This is a genomic window from Actinoplanes sp. CA-142083 (assembly GCF_050942195.1).
Lineage (GTDB): Bacteria > Actinomycetota > Actinomycetes > Mycobacteriales > Micromonosporaceae > Actinoplanes.
Genome location: NZ_CP192076.1, coordinates 2866584 through 2890056 on the forward strand (window position 1 = coordinate 2866584; position 23473 = coordinate 2890056).

Here is a 23473-nt window from a genome sequence, read left to right on the forward strand (position 1 = left end):
GTCACCGTGCGTGCGGCCGGTCACGGTGGGAAGGGTGGCTGGGCTGGGTTGCCATGGCCCGGCATCGTGCATGGTCACCGTGCGTGCGGCCGGTTGCGGCCCTGGATGGTCGCGACGCGGGCGTCCACATCGGTCACATTTCCGACCGGCCGAAGAGCCGGACCGCCGGCGCCGGGAGCGGGATGCCGGCCATGTCCTGGCCGGTGAGGAACGCCCGCACCAGTGTGGTGGTGGCCGCGAGCATGCGGCCGGGCTCGATCGCGGTGCGGTCGAGCATCGGCCGCACCGGCGAGTCGGGCGCGAGCGGCAGGAACGCGATGTCCATGAAGCTCAGGTGCGACGCGCCGGCGATCTCGAACGTGTGCGTGGGGCGGCCGTTGCGCTGGACGGCCGCCCAGCCGTCGACGGCGATGGCCTTCTCGGCGGCGAACCACTCCGGGTCGGGGGCCATGCCCGCGGCCACGGCGGCCTCCGGCGCGATGTCGAACTCGGGGTGCGGCGCCAGCACCTGGAGCACCGGCCGGGGCACGCCGAGCCGCCCGACGTCGGTCCACACCGCCCCGTCCAGGTTGACGGCGGCCGTGCAGCGGGGATCGTCCCGGCACCACTGCATGGCCGCCACGCCGCCGAACGAGTGCCCCATCGCGGTCAGCCGGCCCAGGTCCAGGCGCCCGGCGAGCGGGTCGTCGTGGTCGAGGGCGGCCAGCCGGTCGGCGAGGAACGCCAGATCCTCGGCCTTGTAGCGGCACACGTCGGCGCGCCGCGCGAACACCTGCCGGTGCGCGCCGGCCTGCGGCCCGAGCGCTCCGGCGATGGCGGCGGGGTTCATCGGCACGACGCGGCCGTCGGTGAAGACGGTCACGGCCGTCTCGTACGTGTGGTTGACGCCCACCACGACGAAACCGTGACTCGCCAGCTCCTCGGCGGTGCCGGAGAGCAGCAGCGGCGGAAAGCCGCTCGGCGACAGGAAGACGACCGGGTAGGCCTCGTGGCTGTCGGCCGGTGGCGCGGCGTCGACGCTGCGGGACTTGAGCCCCTTGGCGCGGATGCCGAGCATCTGGGCGACCGGGTCCCAGGCGGCCGGCAGATAGTCGGCGGGGGCGGCCGGCGAGGGGCCGCATGGATACCAGATCCAGGTCACCAGCGACCGGGGCTCGGACGGCTCGGCCGCGTACGGATCGGTTCGCTTGTGGTCGGTCCAGTCGCGCACTGTCCGGCCCACGGCGTGGGGGCCGGTCGGCGGCGGTAGGGCTGAAGTCACGACGGAAGCACCTCCTCGGACGCCTGCATCCACGGTAACGGATGGCCGAAACCTTTTCGGCCACGATGAGCCCAGGTGGTAAGGCCTTGCCGAAAAGGTTTTCGTCCTACATGATGTCGGGGCAGTGACGGTCGTCGATGGCGTGGGCATCGCGCGGCCACCCCACCGAGCCGCAAGGAGAAGGACCATGCGGAAAGGACTTCGCCGGATGCTCGTCTCGGCGAGCACCGCCACGGCGGTCGTGCTGGCGGTCACCAGCGCTGTCGTCGCCCACGCCGCGGCCGCCGGCTGCCAGGTGACCTACGCGGTCAGCTCGCAGTGGAGCGGCGGGTTCGGCGCCAGCGTCACCATTACCAACCTCGGCGACCCGATCAACGGCTGGACCCTGCGGTGGTCCTACACCGCCGGGCAGACGGTGACCCAGGCGTGGAACGCGACGGTCGGCCAGAGCGGCGCCGCGGTCACCGCCACCAACGTGAGCTACAACGGCGCGATCGCGACCGGCGGCAGCGCCTCGTTCGGCTTCAACGGGTCCTGGACCGGCAGCAACCCGGTGCCGACAGCGTTCACCGTTAACGGCGTCGCCTGCACCGGCTCGGTGACCCCGACGACCGCGCCGACGACCCCGCCCACGACACCGCCGACAACCCCGCCGACGACTCCGCCCACGACGCCACCGACGACCCCGCCGACGACTCCGCCCACCAACGGCGGCCCGCCGGCCGTTCCGGGCACCCCGGGCACCTGGGCCGCGGTGCCGGTCAACCCCTACAACGGCGGCGCCGGCACGTTCATGTGGCTGCTCACCGACGGCAGCATCCTCTCCAACGGCAGCGACCTGCACCAGTGGGTCAAGCTCGTGCCCGACCAGTTCGGCGACTACACCAAGGGCACCTGGAAGCAGCTGGCCACCAGCCCGTACGGGGTCGGCGCCGCGCAGGAGCAGCTCCTGCCGGACGGCCGCTTCTACCAGGCCGGCGGCGAGTACGTGTACCAGTGGCCGTCCGGCAGCTCGTCCAACGACCACAACGGCGTGCAGCTCTACGACCCGGTGGCCAACACCTGGACCCTCGGCCAGTCCGGCCTCTACGGCAACCTCTGGGACACCGGCACGGCCCACCTGAAGGACGGCCGGATCGTGTCGAGCGACCAGCGGCAGGCCCGTACCCAGATCTTCGACGGGAAGACGAACAAGTGGACCGCCGGCCCGAACCGGCCCGCGCCGGCCGCCGAGGACGGCTGGGTGCCGCTGCCGGACGGCTCGATCGTCTCGATCAGCAACGGCGGCGCCTACCGGTTCGATCCGGCCGCGAACGCCTGGTACACCGTGGCGCGTCCGCCCTCCTCGTACGCGAACGGCAGTGTCGACACGTCGACCGTCACGCTGATGTACGACGGACGGATCCTCGCCATGGGCCACAACACGTCGGTCATCTACACGCCCGGCGCGCGGCCGAGCGACCCCGGCTCGTGGCAGCAGGGCCCGGCGATCCCGCAGGGCTCGTTCACCGACGACGTGTACGCCACGCCCGAGGTCAACGGCAAGGTGATCTTCGATTCGGTGCAGTGCAGCTGGCTGACCAACGAGTGCGGCTCCGCCTCCGGCGCGAACATCAACGAGTTCGACCCGGCCACCAACACGATCGCGATCATCAGCAAACCGCCGGACTCCCGCGGGGCGCCGGTCAACTTCATTAACCTGCCCAACGGTCAGGTGCTGGCCGCCGCGGGCAGCCGCAACTGGGTCTACACGCCGATCGGCGGGCCGCGCGACGCCTGGCGGCCGACGGTCACGTCGATCACCGGCAGCGGCACCTACCACCTGTCCGGCACTCAGCTCAGCGGGCTGGTGAGCCTCGGCGAGGACGACTACCAGAACCCGCAGAACTATCCGATCGTCTACCTGAAGGACGGCGCCGGGCACGTCTACTTCGCCCGGACCTTCAACTTCAGCTCGATGATCACCAGCCGGGCGGGGGAGGCCCAGACGGCCGACTTCACGCTGCCGTCCGGCCTGCCGCGAGGCAGCTACACGCTGTACGTCTCGGCGTGCGGCGTCTCCTCGGCCGGCTACTCCTTCACGTACTGAGATGACCCGATTCCGGATCGCCCTGCTCGCCGCCACGACGGCCGTCGTGGCGGCGGCGGGCGCCTTCGCCTTCGTCCGATCCGGCGCTTCGGCCGCGATTCCGGTGCCGACCGAGCGCGAGGCGCGGGCTTTGATCGACAAATATCGCAGCGACGCGGCCGCCGGCATTTCCAAAACTATTCGGTACGCCGAGGCGGTGAGCACCATCGGCGCGTGCTCCGATCCGGCCGGCACGTACACGATCTCCTCGCGCTACAGCATGATGCCGCCCTCGGGCACCGAAGGCGCCGCGGCCGTCGACGCGCTGCGGCAGCACTGGGCCGATCTCGGCTACCGCGTCGTCGTCGACGTGCCCGGCCAGAACTCGCAGCTGCTCACCGAGGACCCGGCCACCGGCTTCCGGGTCGGGATCAGCCAGCGCGCGGCCAGCTTCCTGCGCCTGGTCGTCTCCTCGCCGTGCCTGACTCTTCCTTACACGCCGGCGCCTCCCGTTCTTCCAGAAGAGCAGGCTTCCGTACGGGAGGAGTACCAGCGCTACGTCGCGGGCGTCCTGGACCAGCTGACCCGGGATGTGACGGCGCTGCGGTCCGCGGTTGCGGGATCCGACCGTACGAAGGCCCGCGCCGCCTGGCTCATCGCCCAGCTGACCTGGGATCGGGTCGGCGCCGCCTACGGAAGCTTCGGCGACTACGCGGACGCGATCGACGGCCTGCCGCAGGGGCTGCCCGGCGGCGTGCGGGACCCGGACTTCACCGGCCTGCGCCGGATCGAGTACGGGCTCTGGCACGGCGAGGCGCTCGGCGTGTTGCGGCCCCTTGCCGACGCGGTCGCCGAGCAGGTGGCCGCGCTCCGGGCCGACCTGCCCGGCGCGACCCCGGACGCGATCGACCTGCCGCTGCGGCTGCACGAGATCCTCGAGGACGCACTGCGCTTCCACCGCACCGGCCTGACCGACATGGGCGCCGGCTCGGGGCTCGCCGAAACGGCCGCGAGCGTGGATGCCACCGAGGCGCTGCTCGACATGTTCGGTCCGTTGCTCGACGAGCGCCGCCCGGACCTGCGCCCGGCCGCCCGCACGGGACTCGAACGGCTCCGGCACGCGCTGGCCGTACACCGGGATGTCGATGCCGCCCTCGGCGGCGTCCTGGAGACCCTGGCCGGCGCGCCCGGCCTGCTGGAGGTGACCGGATCGTGAGCGTCAGCCGCCGTGCCGTCCTCAAGCGCCTCGCCGTGGGCGCGGCCGCCGTGGCCGCCCTGCCGCGCACCGAATCCATCGTCGAGGCGCCGGCTTTCCATGGCCCGCACCAAGCGGGGATCTTCACCCCGCCGCAACGCAACGCCGTCTTCGCCGCCTTCGACGTCGCCGGGCCATTGCGGCCGGTGCTGCAGACCCTCACCGCCCGGGCCCGCTTCCTCACCACCGGCGGTGACCCGGCCGCCGGACCGATCACCACCCCGCCGGCCGACAACGGCGTGCTCGGCCCCACCATCCCCGCCGACGGCCTGACCATCACCGTCTCGGTCGGCGCCTCGCTGTTCGACGGGCGCTTCGGCCTGGCCGCCCGCAAGCCGCGCTCGCTCACCGCGATGGGGGTCTTCCCGGGCGACGCGCTCGACCCCGCCTGGTGTCACGGCGATCTCCTGCTGCAGATCTGCGCGGACAACGCCGACACCGTCCACCACGCGCTGCGCGACATCGCCCGCAGCACCCGCGGCAGCCTGCTGCTGCGCTACCGCCGCACCGGATTCCTCAGCCCGCCTCGGCCGGCCGGCACGCCACGCAACCTGATGGGCTTCAAGGACGGGACCAGCAACCCGGTCGAGGCCGAGGGCGCCGGCCTGGTCTGGGCCGGCGCCGGCGAGCCTGCGTGGGCAGCCGGGGGTAGCTACCAGGCGCTGCGGTTCATCCGGATGCACACCGAGTTCTGGGACCGGGTGTCGCTGGCCGAGCAGGAGGCCATCATCGGCCGGCGGCGGGACAGCGGGGCGCCGCTGGACGGCGTCGAGGAGCGGGACCGGCCCGACTACGAGCGGGACCCGGCGGGCGCGCTCACCCCGCTCGACGCGCACATCAGGCTGGCCAACCCGCGCACCGCGGACACGGCGAACAGCCGCATCCTCCGCCGCCCGTACAACTACGACGACGGCCTGGTCCCCGGCGGCGACCTGGACGCCGGCCTGATCTTCTGCTGTTACCAGCAGGACCTCCGGCGCGGCTTCGAGGCGGTCCAGACCCGGCTCGCCGACGACCCGCTCAACGACTACATCCGCCCCTTCGGCGGCGGCTACTTCTTCACCCTGCCCGGCGTGACATCCACCGAAGACTGGTACGGCCGCGCCCTGCTCGCCTAGCTCGGCCGCCCGCGCGCTCGGCTGTTCGGGCGGGCCGCGCACGTGTTCCATGGCCACAACCTCGAATTCGAGGACATGGGCATGATGGGCGTCTTCTCCGTTCGCTCCTAGGCCAGACTCCAGATGACGCCGGCGGTGCCCGCGAGAACGCAGTAGATGGCGAACGGGTTCAGCGTCCTCGTCTCGAAATACCTGGTGAGGAAGCGCAGCGACACGTAGGCGGCGACCCCGGCCACCAGGCTGCCGACCAGAACCGGCCCGAGGATGCCGCGCCCCTCCGGCCCGGCCAGCTCGGGCAGCTTCAGCACGCCCGCGGCGGCGATCACCGGAGTGGCCAGCAGGAACGCGAACCGGGCGGCGTCCTCGTGGGAGAGCCCGCGCAGCAGCCCCACACCGATCGTCGAGCCCGAGCGGCTGATGCCCGGCAGCAGAGCGAGGATCTGCGCCGACCCGATGAGCAGCGCCTGCCCCCACGACAGAGACGCGATCCGCCCATCCGGCGCGGCGTCACTGCGCCCGTCGCCACTGCCCCCGTCACCGCCACGGCCCGCGCCGCCCTGGCCCGCGCCGCTGTGGCCCGCGCCGCCCTGGCCCGCGCCCGCGCTGCTGCGGCCGGCCGAGACTCCGTTGCCGGCCGCGGTGCTGACATGTGTCCCGTCGCCGCCGACCAGCGCCGGAACGCGCTGCCGGCTGCGTAGGCGCTCGACCGAGGCGAGCAGGATGCCGTTGAGGATCAGGAAGACCGCGGCGGGCAGCGGCCTGCCCAGCGCGGTCCGCACGATGTGCTCGAGGGCCAGCCCGGCCAGGCCCACCGGGATGGTCGCCGCGATGAGCAGCCAGGCCAGGCGCTCGTCGGCGTTGGTGATCGACCGATGCCGGACCGAGGTCAGGAGACCGCGCACGATCCGTACCCAATCGGCTTTGAAAAACCAGACAAGCGCGACGGCCGTCGCGACATGGACCGCCACCACGAAGGCGAGATAGGGCGAATTGTCGGCACTCATGCTCAGATCGGCCGCCCACCGCCCGCCGATCACCGCGGGCAGCAGGATGCTGTGGCCGAGGCTCGACACCGGGAACAGCTCGGTGACACCCTGCAGGAGTCCGATGACGATCGCCTCGGGATAGGTCAGTGACGCGTGGTCCATGGCGGCGGATCGTGCACGGACCGACCTGAAGTTTCCCTGAAAGCGGGCCAGCATATTGACTTTGATGGGTGCCGGGATCGAGGCTCGGGTCACGGATGGGAACGCTCCCACTTACCGTCTGATCAGGAGTCCGATGTGTCCTTATCTCCTCTCTTACGGCTGGCCGCCGCGGCCGCCGGCGTCGTGGTGACCCTGGCTCTCAACCCCTCTCCCGCGGGCGCCGTCATTCCGGACGGCACCCGTTTCTACACGCCGCGCCCCGACCCCGGCGCGGTCAAGCAGATCGTTCAGCTGACCGTGACCGGGCAGCGCGGGCTGGCCCGCAAGATCCACACGATGATCGACACGCCGCAGGCGGTCTGGGGCACCGGCGGCTCCGGCCGCTCGCTGACGCAGTCGGTCAAGGCGGAGGCCAAGCGGGCGGCCGCCAAGAAGGCGCTGCCGGTCTTCGTCGCCTACAACATCCCGTTCCGGGACTGCTCGCAGTACTCCGCGGGCGGCGCCACCTCGGTGGCCGAGTACAAGGCGTGGATCGACGCGTTCGCCGCCGGCATCGGGGGCCAGCCGGCCGCCGTCATGCTCGAACCCGACGGCCTGGGCATCATCCCCTGGTACACCACCATCAACGGCAACCAGGAGTGGTGCCAGCCGGCCGAGGCCGACCCGGCCACCGCCGCCTCCGACCGGTTCGCGATGCTCAACTACGCGGTGGACCGCCTGGGCGCGCTGCCGCGGACCAGCGTCTACCTCGACGGCACGCACAGCGCCTGGCTCGGCACCGGCGACATCGCGGATCGGCTGGTCAAGGCGGGCGTGGCCAAGGCCGACGGGTTCTTCCTCAACGTGTCGAACTACGAGACGACCGAGCGGCAGCTGAAGTTCGGCAACTGGATCTCGAAGTGCGTCTACTACGGCACCAGGGGGCTGGCCGAGAACCGCGGGCACTTCGAGCGGTGCGCCAGCCAGTACTACCCGGCGAGTCCGGGCGACTTCAGCACCTGGCCGCTCAGCGACGCCTGGTACGACGCCAACGTCGGCAACGTCTCGCCGCACAAGCTGGCCCACTTCGTCGTGGACACCAGTCGTAACGGCCAGGGACCGTGGACGGCGCCGGCCGGCGTCACCTGGCCCGACCCGCAGACCTGGTGCAACCCGCCGGACCGCGGGCTGGGGCTGCGCCCGACCACCAGGACCGGCGACCCGCTGGCAGACGCGTTCCTGTGGGTCAAGACGCCCGGACAGTCCGACGGCCAGTGTGACCGCGGCACCGGCACCGGCCTCGATCCGGCTCGCGGCAACACCGCCGACCCGGCCGCCGGCGCCTGGTTCCCGCAGCAGGCCGTGGAGCTCGTCGAACTGGCGAACCCGCCGCTGCGCTGACCAGCGCGGTGCACCACCCCTTTTGTCGGAAGGGGTGGTGCACCGTCGTCATGGCGACAGATCAGCCGTCGTACCCCGGATTGCGGCGAGGATCAAAGCATGACCGTCCATCTCCGGGGGAGCGCCGCGCTCGCCGGCCAGCCGGCCGACGGCCCGCTGGACCATCTGCGGACGCTTATCCGGGCTCTTCCGGTCCCCACCGCGCCGCTGACGTTTCCCAGCCGGGAGGCGGCGTTCGGGCTGGCCCTGATGGACCTGTCCTTCCGGCTCGACCACGTCCCGCGGCTGTCGGAGCACCTGACCCTGATGGATCGCGGGCACATGAGCCGGGCGATCAGCGTCGACGTGGACCTCGACCTGATCTCGGGACCTCTCCGTGACACGCTGATGGTGCCCGGGGACGGCGCGTCGCTCTGGGTGCCGGTTTCCCGGTACAGCCGCCGTGATCTCGCGCCGGTGGCGATCAGGGACTCGAGTGGCGAGGTGGTGCCGCGGCTCTCGCATCGTGACGCCAACCGGTTCACCGCCGCCGCGTTCGTCAAGCTGCTGCAAATGCTGATCAACGCCCATGACGACGTCTCGGCGCCGGCCAGCGCGATCCACCAGCTACGGCACACCCATCAGCGGTCGCGCTGGCTGATCGAGGCGGCGATCACCGAGCTGATCATGGTTGGCTCGCCGGCGGGGCAACGGCTGCACACCCCGCTCGACCATGCCGAGCTGCTTACCGGAAAAGGCAGCTCCGAATCCGTACGAAATCTTGCTCTGCTCGGTCTTGATGCTCTTTTCCCGGCCGAGGTGATTCCGTTCGCGCGCCTGCTGCAACTCGCGACGCGGCAGTACATCCTGGTGGCGCAGCTCGGGCTGGACCGGCCGCGGCGGTTCCTGACCTGGGAGGCGCCGCTGCTGCCGGCCCAGCATCGCCCGGCGCCGCTGCAGTCGCTGGCCAAGAACGTGCTGCCGGTGAACCGCGAGTTCGTCGTCGAGTACGAGACCGAGATTCCCCGATCGGTCAAGGCGTACCACCTGACCCTGGAGGTCCGGCAGGAGATCAGCGTCCGGCGGTTCCTGATGTCCAGCGACGTCGACGAGGAGTTCGTCGAGGTGCTCGCCCAGGATCTGGAGTCGGTGGCCCAGCGCGCCGAGCGGCTCGGGACCTACCACAAGCTGCTCGAGCTCGAGATGCAGGGGATCGCGTCGCGGCTGGCCGAGCTCGGCCGGCGACGGCTCGTCGACATGACGAGCTACGAGGAGTATCTCGCGCGCCTGCCGATCCCGGTCGGGCCCGGCTCGGCGCCCCCGCTGCGCCGGCTGACCGCCGACCAGGTCATCCAGGCGCTCTCCGCGGGCGACTGCTCCCTCGACGTGCTCGCGGCGTTCTGCGCCCACTACTCCGCCGACGGCATGCAGCACCTCGCCCGCAGCGGGCTGGCCGGCCCGGCCCTGCGGAACATCGCCGCCGGGCTGCGCGCCGCGCAGGTGAGCCGGGACGTCACCACCGACAACGACCCCCGCGAGCACGGCGCCCACGCCCACTGGCGCCGCCCGTCGGTGGAGCTCAGCCCGCAGTCCACCGAGCCGGTCCGTGTCTTCGCGTTCATGGCCCTCGCCGACGAGGCGCCGGCCCTGATCGAGAACATCACCCGGATGGTGGCCGGCCTGGCCCTGGTGGTCCTCGCGATCGGCACGTTCCTGTCCGGCGGCGTCGAGTGGCTCTACTCGTCCGAGGTGTCCGACGGCTTCGTGCCCGAGCAGGCCGACGCCGTCGTCGCGGTGCTTCTCCTGGTGCCCGGCCTGCTCCTGGCCCGGCTCGACCTGCCCAGCACCAAATCGGTGCTGGGCCAGCTGCACAAGTTCCAGCGGATGCTCGCCGCGGCCTCGGTCGCGGTCACCACCGCGCTGGCGATCGCCGTCGGCACGGTGCAATCGGACCACGAGATGACCAGGCTGTTCCAGCTCGCCCTCGCCGTGCTGATCTTCATCCTGGTCTGCTGCCTGTGCGAGTTCTACGCCCGGCGGATCCACCGCGGCAGCGCGGTGCCGCGGTCGACCCGGGTGCCCCGCTGGCTCCGCGACGCCCGGCGCTCCACCCGGCGCACCGTCGAGCCGGACGACTTCTTCGACGCACGTGGTGAGGTGTGAGATGACGGTGCCCGCGAATTTCACCAAGTCGTCCGAGCTGGCCCAGATCGCGGCGGAGGCGGCCGGCACCTACTTCTCCTCGGTCGAGTTCACCCTGACGCACGGCTACGGCCCGCTGCCGACCTCGGTCATCGGCGACGAGCCCGACAAGGAGGACGTGACCGCCTGGCCGACCGACTTCTGCCACTTCTCCGCGGCCGGGCTGTCGGTGTCCACGTCGATCTGGCCCTCGACGATGTCGGCGTTCAGCGGCCGGGTGCAGATCGGCCAGGTGGAACACGCCGGCGCCCCGGACACCTACTCGTACTCCGGGCACGCCGTGCCCAATCCCGGCTTCCTCAACCAGTCCACCCGCAAGGTCGAGGTCCTGATCACCCTGGGCAACACCCACTGGTCGCCGACCTACCGGGAAGCGCTCATGCAGGCGCTGGTCATCGAGAAGCTCACCGGGCTGGCCGGCCAGCGCGGCGCGCCGGTGCTGCACCTGCACACCCCGGTCGCGCCAGTTCCGCAGATCAGCCGGTCCGAGCGGGGCGACGGGTCCAACGAGCGGCTGCGCGACGCGATCGGGCCGTGCCTGCGGTTCTCGATCGGGGTGGATCCGAAGATGGCCGAGGCCCGGCTGGACTTCGAAACCGAGCTGGCGGCGCTGGCCGAGGAATACGGCTTCGGTCTCAAACTCGACGATCAAAGGCTTAATCGCGTACGGGGGGAGTGGTTCACGATTCGGGGATTCGACCGGGAGCGCTACCGCCAGGCGCGCAGCCGGTTGTTCCCCGAGGCGCCGGTGCTCACCCCGAAAAGGGCGGTCATCGCAAGCATCGTCGGCCCATCGCGGGCCGGCACGACCGCGGCGACGGTGCAAGCCCTGCGCGAACGTGGCGTCGGTGTGCTGGCCGCGTCCATCTCCAGCATGCGCAAGACGACCTTCATCAACCTCGTGCTCCCCGTCGCGGCCGACACTCCCGACACGCTTCCCCAGTGGACCGGCGGCTGGCTCGACGCGCTGCCGCGACTGAGCGCCTTCGCCGGCCACCGTCCCGGCGCCGCCGGCGAATCCGACGAGAGCGTGATCGCGGACTGGAAGGTGGCGCTGAGCCCGGTGATGCGCTGCTCGTACCCGCCGTCCAGCCAGCAGACCGGCGCCACCGCGACCGGCCGGGTCCCGTACCCCATCTGGCTGTGGTGGCAGCTCCCGCACCGCACTGTCGACACGCCGGCGCTGCTGGCCGAGGTCCAGGCCGCCCTGCAGCCCTACACCCGGCGATGCGACATCGCCTACGCCCAGTCGCGCTTGTGCCGGGGCGACGTCGTACGCGGCCGGGCCAAGCTGATCGTGATGCTCTCCCAGGAGCACCGCGACCACGAGACGGTGCAACGCCTGCTGACCGACGCCACCGAGGCGGCCCAGTTGCGCATCCGCGAGTGGCTACCGGCCCTCGGCCAGGTCGACCCCAGCAAGATCCGGCTCCGGTTGTCGCCCCGCGAGCGCTGGCTGACCTACGCCGGCATCTCCGCCTGATCGAACTTGATCGATCAACCCCCGGACTGCGCTTAGAGTAGCCATGCGGGAACTGTGTGCTCGGACTCTATTGCTCGGGGGACCCGGATGCTCTTGACGAGACATCGCATCAAGGAGTCGCACCTCGATCTGCTCTGCCACGGCTACGGAAGCGCGGATCTGACGGAGGCTCTCTGGCAGACGGAGTTCAGCCGCCGCTTCCTGGTCTTCCACTCCGTCGTGGACCTCCTCGCCGGCCGGCCCGAGCTGCTGGGGCCGTTGCCGCCGCCGGCCGCCTCGCTCGACCTGCTGATGGCGATGGACGCCTCCGACCGGGCGATGTTCCGGGACCTGCTGCTGCACCCGCAGGTGGGGAGCTGGGCCGCCTACCTGCTGCGGCGCGCCCAGGGCCTCGCGAAGTCCCCGGCGCCACTGTGGGTGGACGCCGGCGTCTTGCACGCCTTGGCGTTCGTCGGTGCGGTCCGGCAGCGCCGCGAGTGGGCCACGGTCATTCCCGCCCGCGACGGCAAGGCGATGTTGCCGGGCCTCGGCATGGCGGTCTTCCCAGCCCAGTTCCCCGGCGGCTTCCCTGCCGGCGAGGCCGTGCTCCCCGCCCGCGAGGCCTGGGAGACGGTCGAGGCCGTGACGAGCGGTGGCCGGGTGACGCTCCGCTGCCGTGGGCGGGAGCTGTGTATTTCCGCCGACGGCCGGAGCTGGTCGGGCGACGCCCAGTGGTGGGAGCTGCGCCGCCTGCGGGTGGGCTCCGGTCCCGTCCTCGCCGTGACGCTCGACGACATCGACCCGTACCGCGATCTCAGCGACCCCGTCGAGCCGCAACGCCTGTCGCCGGCCGGCCACGACCGGTGGGCGTCGCTGCTGACCGAGGCGTGGGCGATCCTCTGCGCCCACCACCCGGCTTCCGCCGACGCCATGGCCGCCGGCGTGGTCTCCCTGGTGCCCCTGGCCGACGGCGGCGGCGGTGAGGCGAGGAGCGCGTCGACCGGCGAGGCCTTCGGCAGCGTCCTGGTCTCCGAGCCCGGCGACGCCCTGTCCCTGGCCGTCGCGCTGGTCCACGAGTTCGCCCACATCCAGCTGGGTGGACTGCTGCATCTGTTACCCGTGACCGTGCTGAGCGAGCAGGAGACTCTCTACGCCCCCTGGCGGGACGACCCGAGGCCGCTGCCCGGCCTGATCCAGGGCATCTTCGCGTTCACCAACATCACCGCGTTCTGGCATGCCCAGGCCGAGGTCAGCTGCTCGCCCGCCGACGAGTTCGCGTTCGCCCTTGCCCGCCGTCAGGTCGAGCAGGCCCTGCGGGAGGTTGCCGGCTCGAACGCGCTCACCGAGACCGGCGAGCGCCTGATCGGTGGCCTGACCGACCGGGTCTCCGGGTGGAGGTCCACCCTGGTCGCCGAGGCCCCCGCCCGTGCGGCCGAGCTGGTCGCCGCCGGCCATCGGATCGGTTGGCGCCTGCGACACCTGACTCCCGCGAAGGAGAGTGTGGACCGCCTGGTCGCTGCCTGGTCGCGCGGCGAAGACGCACCGTCCGTCGACCCCGGGTACGTGGTCGCCACTGGGGAGAGGCAGTGGTCCCAGGCGCGGCTGGCGCTGGCCCGCCGATGGGTGGCCCGAGGCGACCAACCTCTGACCGATCGCCTCCGCGCGCTGGGCGCCGACGACGCCGACGCCGACCTCCTGCGCGGCGAACGCACCGTGGCCGCGGCTGCCTTCACGCGTCGCCTTCGCGCCGATCCCGATGACCTCGACGCCTGGAGCGGTCTCGCCCTGGCCGCCGCTGGGCCTGGGGCCGTTGTCCTGCGCGAGCATCCCGCGCTGGTCCGGGCGGTTCATCGTAGGGCCCTCAGGCCGGCCCTGGATCCGATGGCCCTGGCGACCTGGCTGGCAAGGCCTGTTTGAAGAGAGGGAATCTGCTGTGGATCTCGATAGCCCGGAGATCGAGACTGATTTGATCGACCTAACCGATACTTCTCTTCACGATCTCTGCGAAACCGACCACCGAGTGCTCGAACAGTCGAAGGCCGCCCTGCTCGGGCAGCTGGAGCACGCCCGTTACAACTTGGGCACCGGGCCGCCCGGGCGCATCGACTGAGGCTACGGAAGGCGGCGGCCCTGAGGTCGCCGCTATCCGTGACTTCGCGCGACTAGAGGGGCATCGGGTCGACGTCGCAGTCGGCCCGCAGGTTCTGCAACGCGTTCAGCGTGGCCGGATGACGCTCGCCCAGGGCCCGGCGCAAGCTCGCCAGGGTGTCCGAGAGAATGCGATCGGCTTCGGCGACCCGCCCCAGCGCCCTCAGATCGAGGGCCACGTTGACACTGCAGGCGAGCGTCGAGGGGTGATCGGGGCCGAGGACGCGCTCCGACCGCGACAGCGTGTCGATGTCGTGTTCGTTGGCGTCGCTCACGTCCCCGACCGCGAACAGGTCACTGCTGTAGTTCGTCGCGCAGATGAGCGTGACTGGGTGGTCGGCGCCCAGCGTCTCCTTCAGGATGCTCAAAGTCTCCTTGTCGTGGGCGAGTGCCCTGTCGAGATCGCCGTCGAGACGGAGGACGACCGCGAGGTTCGTCCGCGCCGAAAGCGTGTACGGGTGACGCGGCCCGAACAGTCGCAGATACCTCTCCAGCGTGTCCTCGCCCAATCTGCGGGCGCCTTGCAGGTCTCCGTCGTGGCGACGGTCGACCGCGAGGTCCAGCGCGGTCGCGATGGTCTCCGGATAGTCGTCGCCGTAGCGACGCTGGTATTTGTCGAATGTCTCGCTCGACATCTGCAGGGCTCCCGGGTGGTCGCCGGCTTTGCGGCGCGCCACCGACAGGGCCCGGGCCATGCGCAGCGTGGCCGGAGCACCCTTGCCAAAGATCTCCGCGCTCCGGGTATAGGCGGCCTCGTGTTCCTTGCGGGCCGCCACGTAGTCCCCGGCCTCGCGCCGGTCGATCAGGAGGTTGTAGAGCGACAGGGCAGCGGCGTCACTGTCCGACCCGAGCACATTGGCCAGACGGCGGTAGTTGTCACGGTCTACTTGCTCAGCTTCACGGAACCGGCCCAAAAACCGCAGATTGACTCCGAGGCTGTTCGCTCCCTGCAACGTAACGGGATCCTCCTCGCCGAAGTTCCGTCGGGCGATCTCCACAGCTCGCTGATCGAGCTCCAGGGCGGAGCCGAAGTCCCCGGCCACGCGCAGGTCCTTGGCGACGATTTTCATGGCGTCGAGAGTGCCCTCATCCTCGTCGCCGAAGGACTCCCGATAGAGGTCGAGGGTCTGTTGGTTGAGCGCCCTGGCCTCTTCGTACCTGCCGTTGATGGAGTACATCCAGCTGAGCCATTTGGCCAGACGCAGGGTATGCGCGTCGGCCGGCCCCCGGTCGACCTTCCGGTGTGCGAACGACTGCTCGGCCAGCGCCTCGCTGCCTTGGTGGTCGCCGTAGTAGTACAGGTACTGCGTGACGCTGAAGACGAGGTCGTGCACGCGGGGCTCATCCGACGAGACCGCGTCCGATGCCTCCAGGTGCGGTCGGATCACGCTGTAGCGGTCCCACTGAGTGCGCCGGCTCGGATCGATGGGGTCGGCGTTCGCCAGCAACATGTGCGCACCGCGACGCATGCGTTTCTGCTGGTCCGGATCCATGCTGTCGACGAGCACCAGCCGGATGAGACGGTGAATTTGCAGCGTGTTGTTCCGGTGGTCGTACTTGCCCAGCGCCAGCTTCAGGATGTCGCGGATCGCGCGGCCGATGCTGTATGTGTCGCGCAACATGGCGTCCAGCTCCGGCGTGATGTCGGTCCCGCTCCAGCCGGTGAGGAAGCTGCGGGAGATCGGTTCCGGAGCGAAGAAGGAGCACACCTGCAGCAGCTGAAGGGCGCCCGGGTTTTCCGCGGCCAGCTTCTCGAGCGACATGCTCCACGCGGCCCGCACAGCGAGCCGGTAGTCCGGCGGCGGATCGACGTCGAAGAGCTCCAGTCGCTTGTCGCTGAGCAGGCGGAGGTATTCCCCCGGCTCCATCCCGGTGGTGGCTCGCCAGGCAGAGGCCGCCTCGATCGCGAGAGGCAGGTCGCCGAGCGCGTCGGCGAGACTCTCCGTGTCCTCGTCGCTGAGATCGCCGTGGCGGTTGCGCAGGTATGTTCTGCTTTCCTCGCGGGTGAAGACATCGACCTCGAGGGCACGCGTGCCACGTTCCCAGTCCGGGTTACGGGAGGTGACCAGGATCCGGCCGGCGCCACCGGTCGGGAAATACTTCCGGACCTCGGTGGGATCCTCGGCGTTGTCGAATACCAGAAGCCAGTCGCGATAGCCGGTGACGCCGGTGCTCAGCGCTTCCTGCACCGCGGGAACTGCCGCATTGGCCTCAGGGCTGACATCCAGTTTCAAACGTTGCGCAAGTTTGGTCAGCGACGTCAGGATCTGACCGGTCTCTTCGGCCGGGATCCACCAGACCAGGTCAAATTCCTCGCTGTGCCGGTGCACGTATTCAATGGCGATCTGAGACTTTCCGACACCGCCCATGCCGTGGATCGCCTGAGGCAGGACGGCGGTCTGGCGTCTCTCGCTCAATTCCCTGTGAAGGGATTCGAGAAATTCCTCTCGACCGGTGAAATCCGGATTTCTCTGCGGTACATCTCCCCATACTTGAGGAAGCCTTTGGTGGGCGATCCCCAGGTCGGTGACGGGAGCCATGTCATCTCCAATTTCAACATTCGTGTCGCCATGGGTTGCCGGTACCGTCTCGGCGTCGGCTTCAGGAGCGGGCGCAATATCGTCAACTGACATGAATCTTGTTCGCGTGTAGTGCAGGTTATCCATATCACTATTTTCGTCGCGAAAGCCACCAACCTGACCTTCGGGGGCGTCCGGGTCCAGTCCCGGTGCCACTTGGTCAGGCGGCTCGAGCCGCTCGGCGACCTGGAGGGCCCAATCCCTGAGCTCAGCGCCGGGGGCGCCGTCCAGGTCGGCCGCAACCCTGCACAAAAAGGTCAGCGCGGTGGTACCTGCTTGATCGGCGGCGAGCTCGAAGGCCTCCACGAGATCGGCTGGGGGCCTGGTGAAGCCGGAAATCGCCGTCCGGGCTGTCTCGCGCCACACGGCGTCGTCCACTTCGGCCGAAGCCTGCCGGAGGAGCTGGCGTACCCGCTGGCCCTCACCCTGCAGCAGGAGGCTGGCCAGGCTCGCGTTGTCGATGAGGGCGCACGCCAGCCGAGTGCCGGGCGCGTCCGGCGCCATGACGATCAGGGCCTCCTTGAGAGCGCGGAGCCCTCCGCGTGTACCTGTGCAGGCGAGGACGATCTCCGTCACGTGGGTCCGGGCCTGGTCGCGTTCCGGGACGTCGGGGAATGCACGGATGTCGCGCCGGATCAGGTTTATCAACAATCGGCGGTCGGCCAGGCTATGCGTGATCGGCACGTCGACCAGCGCGGCTACCAGAGCCTTCCGGAACTCCGAAGCAGGGTCTTTCTCGGTGGTGTGGGTCAACGTAGAGCCCCAAAATGTTGCGATGACGTGGGACGACGCACCTCAATGAGTGTCCGGACCTAACGAATAGGTTGGCAGCCTACTGGGTCGTGACCCAAGACCCAAGGGCAGAGTCTTACAGCTGAGGACATTATGAGCCTGTCATCAGCTGCATTAATGCAACTTGCATGGAAAGACGGGCCATGCCCGAGTATGTGCGCGGTGCGAGCGACGCCGCAAGTAGATCGGGGGGTTGCGCCCCGACCGTGGTAGAACGATCAGTCAATATTCGACGTAATGGTCAACCGTGCTGGCCAGGACCGAGCGGGACGCTCGGTCCTGGCCGTTGGCTACACGCCGGCGGCTGCGGTGACGGCTCGGCCGGTGAGGATGCGGACCAGATGGCGGCGGTACTCGGCGGATGCGGTCACGTCGTCGCGTGGGGAAGTGCCCTCCGCCGCGGCCATGCATGCCTCATTGATCGCGGCCGGGTCGGCGGCGCAGCCGGTCAAAGCCTGCTCGACCGCGGTTGCCCGCAGCGCCGTCGGGCCCATGTTCGTCAGCGTCACGCGGGCCGACTCGATGCCGCCGTCGGCGCGCTTCACCATCGCGGCCACGCCGACGATCGCCCACGACTGCACGACGTGGTGGAACTTCTCGTAGTGCGAGCCCCAGCCCTCGACCTTGGGCACCTGGACCTCGACGAGCACCTCGTCGTCGGCGAGCGCCGTGGTGAACAGGTCCACCGCGAAGTCGGCCGCCGTGACTGTGCGACGGCCGGACGGTCCGGCCAGGACGTACCTCGCCTCCAAGGTGGCCGCCGCCGCGGGCAGGTCGGCGGCCGGGTCGGCGTGTGCCAGCGAGCCGCCCAGCGTGCCGCGGTGGCGGATCTGGCGGTCGCCGATCGTGGCCGCCACCGTGGCCAGCAGCGGCGCGTACCGGCGTACGAGCGGCGATGTCGCCACCTCGTCGTGGGTGGTCATCGCGCCGATGACCAGCGAGTCGCCCTCCTCGCGGACGCCTCGCAGCTGTGCCACGCCGCCCAGGTCGACCAGCACGCTGGGGGCCGACAGCCGCAGCCGCAGCACCGGAAGCAGGCTCTGGCCGCCGGCCAGGATCTTGGCGTCGTCGCCGGCCTCGGCGAGCGCCGCGACCGCGTCGTCCACGCCGGCGGGGCGCAGATAGTCGAAGGCAACCGGGATCATGACCGTCCACCATCCGTTCCCGCTGTTCTGATCGCCCGCCAGACCCTTTCCGGCGTGCACGGCATCGGGACGTCGCGCACCCCGAGCGGGCGGAGCGCGTCGACGATCGCGTTGACCACCGCGGGGGTCGCCGCGATCGCTCCGGCCTCGCCGACGCCCTTGACGCCGAGCGGGTGTGTCGTCGCCGGGGTCTCGGTGCGGTCGCTCACTATCTCTGGCAGGTCGGCCGCCGTGGGCGGCGTGTAGTCGACGAAGGAACCTGTCAGCAGCGTGCCGGACTCGTCGTAGATCGCCTCCTCGTGCAGCGCCTGCGCGATGCCCTGGGCGACGCCGCCGTGCACCTGGCCCTCGACGATGGTCGGGTTGATCACCTTGCCGACGTCGTCGACCGCCACGTACTTGCGGATGGCCACGTGCCCGGTCTGCGTGTCGACCTCGACCGCGCAGAGGTGCGTGCCGTGCGGGAACGAGAACGTCTGCGGGTCGAAGGTCGCGTCCGCGTCGAGCGTCGCCTCGACGCCGTCCGGCAGGTCGTGCGCCGCGAACACCGCGAAGGCGCAGTCGGCGACGGTCTTCGCCGCGTCCGGCGTGCCCCGCACCCGGAACGCGCCGCCGGTGAACTCCAGGTCCTCGTGGCTGCATTCGAGCATGTGGGCGGCGATCGTACGGGCCTTGTCGCGCACCTTGCGGCACGCCTCCACGAGCGCTATCCCACCGACCGCGAGCGAGCGCGACCCGTACGTGTCAAGGCCTTTGTATGAAGAGCGCGTGTCGCCGTGCAGGACCTCGACGTCGTCGAAACCCACGCCGAGCTCGTCGGCGACGATCTGGCTCCACGCGGTCTCGTGCCCCTGCCCGTGCGGGCTGGTGCCGGTGACCACCTCGACCTTGCCGGTCGGCAGCACGCGTACGGCCGCCGTCTCCCAGCCACCCGCCGCGTACCGCAGCGCGCCCAGGATCCGCGACGGCGCCAGGCCGCACATCTCCGTGTACGTCGACGTGCCGATGCCCAACTGCACCGGGTCGCCGGACGCGCGGCGGTCGGCCTGCTCGGCGCGCAACTTGTCGTAGCCGAGCAGCGCCAGCGCCTTGTCGGTGGCGGCCGCGTAGTCGCCGGAGTCGTAGACGAGTCCCGCGACCGTGGTGAACGGGAACTCCTCCTTCTTGATCCAGTTGCGGCGGCGGATCTCGATCGGGTCGACGCCGAGCTCGACGGCCAGGTCGTCCATCGTCCGCTCGATCGCGTAGGTCGCCTCCGGCCGCCCGGCGCCGCGATAGGCGTCGGTGATCGTCGTGTTGGTGAACACGCCGTTGCACTCGAAGCGGTAGGCGGGGAACTTGTAGATCGCGTTGTACATGAAGGCGCCGAGGATCGGCACGCCCGGGCCGACCAGCCCGAGGTAGGCGCCCATGTTGGCGATCAGCTTCACCGAGATGCCGGTGACCGTGCCGTCCCGGCGCGCGGTGAGCCGTACGTCCTGGATCATGTCGCGTCCGTGGTGCGCCGACAGCATGGTGTCGCTGCGCGTCTCGGTGTATTTCACCGGGCGGCCGATCCGGCGCGCCGCCATGAACGTGATCAGCTCTTCCGGCGTCACCTGGAGCTTGCCGCCGAAGCCGCCGCCGACGTCCGGCGCGATGACCCGCACCTTGTGCTCGGGCGTGCCGGTGAGCAGCGCGTAGAACACCCGCAGGATGTGCGGGATCTGGGTCGCCGACCAGATCGTGTACTCGCCCGCGCCCGGGTCGACGATGACGCTGCGCGGTTCCATGAAGGCCGGGATGAGTCGCTGCTGGACATAGCGCCGCTCGATCACGACCTCGGCGTCCGCCGCGGCGACGTCGCTGCCGGTGCCGGCCTCCGCGGAGTCGAAGACCCACGTGTACGACTTGTTGGTGCCCTTGTCGGGGTGCACGAGCGGAGAACCGTCGGCGAGCGCCTGCTCGAGGTCGAGCACCGGCGTCAGCGGCTCGTAGTCCACCTCGATCGCTTCGAGGGCGTCCAGCGCGCTGGCCTGGTCGCGCGCGACGACGACGGCCACGGCCTCGCCATGGTGGCGCACTGTGCCGACCGCGAGCGGCGGCCGGTCGGGGTGCACGATGTCCTCGGTCACCGGCCACGCGCACGGCAGGCTGCCCTGCACGTCGGCCACGTCGGCGCCGCTGAACGCGGCCACCACGTTGGGCCGGCTCAGCGCCGCCGAGGTGTCGATCGAGGTGATCCGGGCGTGCGCGTACGGGCTGCGCAGGATCGCCATGTGCAGCAGGCCGGGCAGCGTGATGTTGTCGGTCCAGCGGGTGCGTCCGGTGATCAGCCGGGCGTCCTCCTTGCGGCGGCGGGCCGCGCCGACCTCGCGGTCGTCGGTGACGGTCACGACGACACCTCCTGGGTGCGGAGCTCGGCCGCGGCGGCTTGCACGGCACGCACGATGTTCTGGTATCCGGTGCAGCGGCACAGGTTGCCGGACAGGCCGTCGCGGATCTCGTAGTCGGTCGGGTCCGGATTGTCGCGGAGCAGGTCGACCGTCGACATGATCATGCCGGGGGTGCAGAACCCGCACTGCAGGCCGTGCAGCTCGTGGAAGGCCCGCTGCACGGCGTGCAACGAGCCGTCGGGAGAGGCCAGGCCCTCGACGGTCGTGATGCTCGTGCCGTCGGCCTGCACGGCGAGGACGGAACAGCTCTTGACGCTGCGGGCCGGCGTGTCGGCGGTGCCCATGAGCACCGTGCACGAGCCGCAGTTGCTCGTGTCGCAGCCGATGACGGTGCCGACCTTGCCGATGGTCTCGCGGAGATAGTGAACGAGGAGAGTACGTGCCTCGACGGTGTCGATGTACTGGTCGCCGTCGACGGTCACGGAGATTTTGGAGGAGGAAGACACGGCGCCTCCCGCGGGTGGCCGAGAATCGGCCCGCGGCGGACGCGCACGGGCCACGCACTACGGGTGAGTTTCCTCACACGCAACCGAGCGCGCAAGGTCAGATCGACACCTCGCGCAGCAGATTCTCGATCGCCGCGATGCTGTGCCCGGCGACCAGGGCGTCCACGTGGGGCAGCACCGCGGCCAGCCCGCCCGCCGTGGGTGCGAAGCCCGGCCGGCCGGCGTGCGGGGTCGCCCAGATCAGGCGGTGCGCGAGCCGGCGTACGTGTGCCGCCGCCTCGCCGAGAGGAGCGGGATCCCCTCGCTCCCAGCCGTCGCTGAAGACGACCACGACGGCGCGCCGGGCGATGCCGCGATGACCGTGCCGGCGCAGGAACTCGTTGAGCGTGTCGGCGAGCCGGGTGCCGCCGCGCCAGTCCGGGATCGCCTGCCCGGCCGCGAGCAGCGCCGCCTCCACGTCGCGGGTCAGCAACGACGGCGTGACCCGGGTCAGCCGGGTGCCCAGGGTGTAGACCTCCGTCCATCGCGGACGGCTCCGGACCAGGGCATGTCCAAGGCGCAAGAGCGCATCCGCGTACGGCGCCATCGAGCCGGACACGTCGGCGAGCAGCACCAGCCGGCGCGGCCGGGGACGGCGGGCGCGGCGGGCCAGCGTGCGGGGCTCGCCGGCCGCGCGCAGCATCGCCCGCATCGTCCGCGGCGGATCGGGCCGTCCCCGGTGCCACGGCCGGTGCCGCCGGCCGGGCCGCCGCGGATCGACGGCCGCGGCCAGCGCCAGCAACCGCATGGCCTCGGTCCGCTCGGCCGCCGACAACGTGGCCAGGTCCCGGTGGCGCAGCACCTCCGCGTCGGCGGCCTGGACCGCGAGACCCGGGTCGCCGGCGGCCGCCTCGTCCCGGGCCGTCTGCGAGCGGAAGAGCGTGCGCTCGGGCAGCCGGCGCACCTGCCACGGGGTGCCTTTCGGCTCGGCGTCCCGGGTGAACCCGGCGAACGCCGCGTCGAACCGGGCGATGTCGTCCGGCGAGCCGCACAGCGTCAGCCGGGCCGCCCAGTACAGGAGCTCCGGTCCGGTCGCGTCCACCGCCCGGTACATCGCCTGGACCCGGTCCGGCGTCGCCGGCACGCCCGCCGCGCGCACCGCGGCCACCAGGTCAAGGAGCATCCAGCGCCTCGCGTACGCGGTCGATGTCCTCCCGCACCTTGAGCACCGCGCCGAGCGTCATGACCGTGATCTCGGTGCTGAGCGTGTCGGCCCCCAGCGCCCCGATCGCCGCCGCCCAGTCCACCGCCTCGGCCACGCCCGGCGGCTTGACGAGGTCGAGCGCGCGGAGCCGCGCGGTCGCGGCGGCGATCTGCACGGCGAGGCGCTCGGTCACCTCCGGCAGCCGCAGGCGCAGGATCGCCGCTTCCCGCTCCGGCGTCGGATGCCCGACCCAGTGGTACAGGCAGCGGCGCTTGAGCGCGTCGTGCACCTCCCGGGTGCGGTTGCTGGTCACCACCACCAGCGGCGGCTCGGCCGCGGCGATCCGGCCCAGCTCCGGGATGGTCACCGCGGCGTCCGCCAGCAATTCGAGCAGGTACGCCTCGAACTCGTCGTCCGCCCGGTCGACCTCGTCGATGAGCAGCACACAGGGCGCCTGCTCGATCGCCTGCAGCAGCGGCCGCGCGACCAGGAAGCGCCGGTCGTACAGCCCGGCCTCCAACTCCTCGGCCGTCCGGGCCCCGCCCGCGGCGGCCTCCACCGCCCGCAGGTGCAGCACCTGGCGGGGGAAGTCCCAGTCGTACAGGGCCTGCGCCGCGTCGAGCCCCTCGTAGCACTGCAGCCGGACGAGCGGAAGCCCGGTCGCGTCGGCGAGGGCGCTCGCGAAGGCGGTCTTGCCCACGCCCGCGTCACCCTCGAGAAAAATGGGCCGGTGCAGCTTGAGCGCGAGAAAGCCGGCGACCGCCAGCCCCTCGTCGGCGAGATAGCCGGCCGCGGCCAGCGCCTCGGCCAGGGCGGCGGGGTCGGCATATCCGGGCACGGCTCCACTATGCGCGCGCCGAGATCCGCTGGCT

The 23473-nt window shown here is 70.9% G+C and carries 16 protein-coding genes; 8 read left to right on the forward strand and 8 right to left on the reverse strand.

Features of this window, described 5'->3' with window-relative positions:
* Positions 1-133: 133 nt before the first annotated feature.
* Complete coding sequence (locus ACQPZX_RS13270) at positions 134-1261, reverse strand: alpha/beta hydrolase family protein (protein WP_433379316.1); 1128 nt, start codon at positions 1259-1261, stop codon at positions 134-136.
* A gap of 187 nt (positions 1262-1448) precedes the next feature.
* On the opposite strand from ACQPZX_RS13270, the gene ACQPZX_RS13275 reads away from it, so the two are divergent.
* From ACQPZX_RS13275 to ACQPZX_RS13285, 3 genes are read left to right on the forward strand one after another with little or no spacing between them, the layout of a single operon-like run.
* Entirely contained in the window at positions 1449-3350 is a 1902-nt protein-coding gene (locus ACQPZX_RS13275; RefSeq protein ID WP_433379318.1) for a cellulose binding domain-containing protein, read from the forward strand.
* Between the two features lies 1 nt (position 3351).
* Positions 3352-4545 (forward strand): EfeM/EfeO family lipoprotein, encoded by a 1194-nt coding sequence (locus tag ACQPZX_RS13280; protein ID WP_433379321.1) that lies wholly within the window; start codon positions 3352-3354, stop codon positions 4543-4545.
* Complete coding sequence (locus ACQPZX_RS13285) at positions 4542-5702, forward strand: Dyp-type peroxidase (RefSeq protein ID WP_433379324.1); 1161 nt, start codon at positions 4542-4544, stop codon at positions 5700-5702. Before ACQPZX_RS13280 ends, ACQPZX_RS13285 begins: the two co-directional genes overlap by 4 nt.
* Before the next feature lie 107 nt (positions 5703-5809).
* Here ACQPZX_RS13285 and ACQPZX_RS13290 read toward each other — a convergent pair whose 3' ends face one another.
* A complete protein-coding gene (locus tag ACQPZX_RS13290) occupies positions 5810-6850 on the reverse strand; it encodes an undecaprenyl-diphosphate phosphatase (protein WP_433379327.1) in 1041 nt (346 codons plus the stop codon).
* Between the two features lie 135 nt (positions 6851-6985).
* On the opposite strand from ACQPZX_RS13290, the gene ACQPZX_RS13295 reads away from it, so the two are divergent.
* The 5 genes from ACQPZX_RS13295 to ACQPZX_RS13315 all read left to right on the forward strand — a co-directional run bounded on the left by ACQPZX_RS13295 (position 6986) and on the right by ACQPZX_RS13315 (position 13983).
* Positions 6986-8230: a glycoside hydrolase family 6 protein gene (locus ACQPZX_RS13295; protein ID WP_433379330.1), complete on the forward strand. Its 1245-nt coding sequence runs from the start codon at positions 6986-6988 to the stop codon at positions 8228-8230.
* 99 nt (positions 8231-8329) lie between these two features.
* The gene (locus ACQPZX_RS13300; RefSeq protein WP_433379333.1) at positions 8330-10372 is read left to right on the forward strand and encodes a hypothetical protein; all 2043 of its coding nucleotides are present in this window, start codon (positions 8330-8332) and stop codon (positions 10370-10372) included.
* Between the two features lies 1 nt (position 10373).
* Positions 10374-11894, forward strand: coding sequence for a hypothetical protein (locus ACQPZX_RS13305; RefSeq protein ID WP_433379336.1), 1521 nt, complete (start codon positions 10374-10376; stop codon positions 11892-11894).
* Positions 11895-11981: 87 nt separating this feature from the next.
* Positions 11982-13790, forward strand: a complete 1809-nt coding sequence (locus tag ACQPZX_RS13310) for an HEXXH motif domain-containing protein (protein ID WP_433379339.1) — start codon at positions 11982-11984, stop codon at positions 13788-13790.
* 16 nt (positions 13791-13806) lie between these two features.
* The gene (locus ACQPZX_RS13315) at positions 13807-13983 is read left to right on the forward strand and encodes a hypothetical protein (protein WP_433379342.1); all 177 of its coding nucleotides are present in this window, start codon (positions 13807-13809) and stop codon (positions 13981-13983) included.
* Between the two features lie 52 nt (positions 13984-14035).
* Here the strand turns inward: ACQPZX_RS13315 and fxsT are convergent, their stop codons facing one another.
* The 6 genes from fxsT to ACQPZX_RS13345 form a co-directional block, all read right to left on the reverse strand.
* Positions 14036-17353: an FxSxx-COOH system tetratricopeptide repeat protein gene (gene fxsT, locus ACQPZX_RS13320; protein ID WP_433379345.1), complete on the reverse strand. Its 3318-nt coding sequence runs from the start codon at positions 17351-17353 to the stop codon at positions 14036-14038.
* 329 nt (positions 17354-17682) lie between these two features.
* Positions 17683-18537: an FAD binding domain-containing protein gene (locus tag ACQPZX_RS13325; protein ID WP_433379348.1), complete on the reverse strand. Its 855-nt coding sequence runs from the start codon at positions 18535-18537 to the stop codon at positions 17683-17685.
* Positions 18534-20912, reverse strand: a complete 2379-nt coding sequence (locus ACQPZX_RS13330) for a xanthine dehydrogenase family protein molybdopterin-binding subunit (protein WP_433379351.1) — start codon at positions 20910-20912, stop codon at positions 18534-18536. Before ACQPZX_RS13330 ends, ACQPZX_RS13325 begins: the two co-directional genes overlap by 4 nt.
* Complete coding sequence (locus ACQPZX_RS13335; protein ID WP_433379354.1) at positions 20909-21418, reverse strand: (2Fe-2S)-binding protein; 510 nt, start codon at positions 21416-21418, stop codon at positions 20909-20911. Before ACQPZX_RS13335 ends, ACQPZX_RS13330 begins: the two co-directional genes overlap by 4 nt.
* A 97-nt stretch (positions 21419-21515) precedes the next feature.
* Positions 21516-22580 (reverse strand): vWA domain-containing protein, encoded by a 1065-nt coding sequence (locus ACQPZX_RS13340; RefSeq protein ID WP_433379356.1) that lies wholly within the window; start codon positions 22578-22580, stop codon positions 21516-21518.
* Positions 22570-23439: an AAA family ATPase gene (locus ACQPZX_RS13345; protein WP_433379359.1), complete on the reverse strand. Its 870-nt coding sequence runs from the start codon at positions 23437-23439 to the stop codon at positions 22570-22572. The genes ACQPZX_RS13340 and ACQPZX_RS13345 overlap by 11 nt, the downstream gene beginning before the upstream one ends.
* Positions 23440-23473 lie beyond the last annotated feature (34 nt).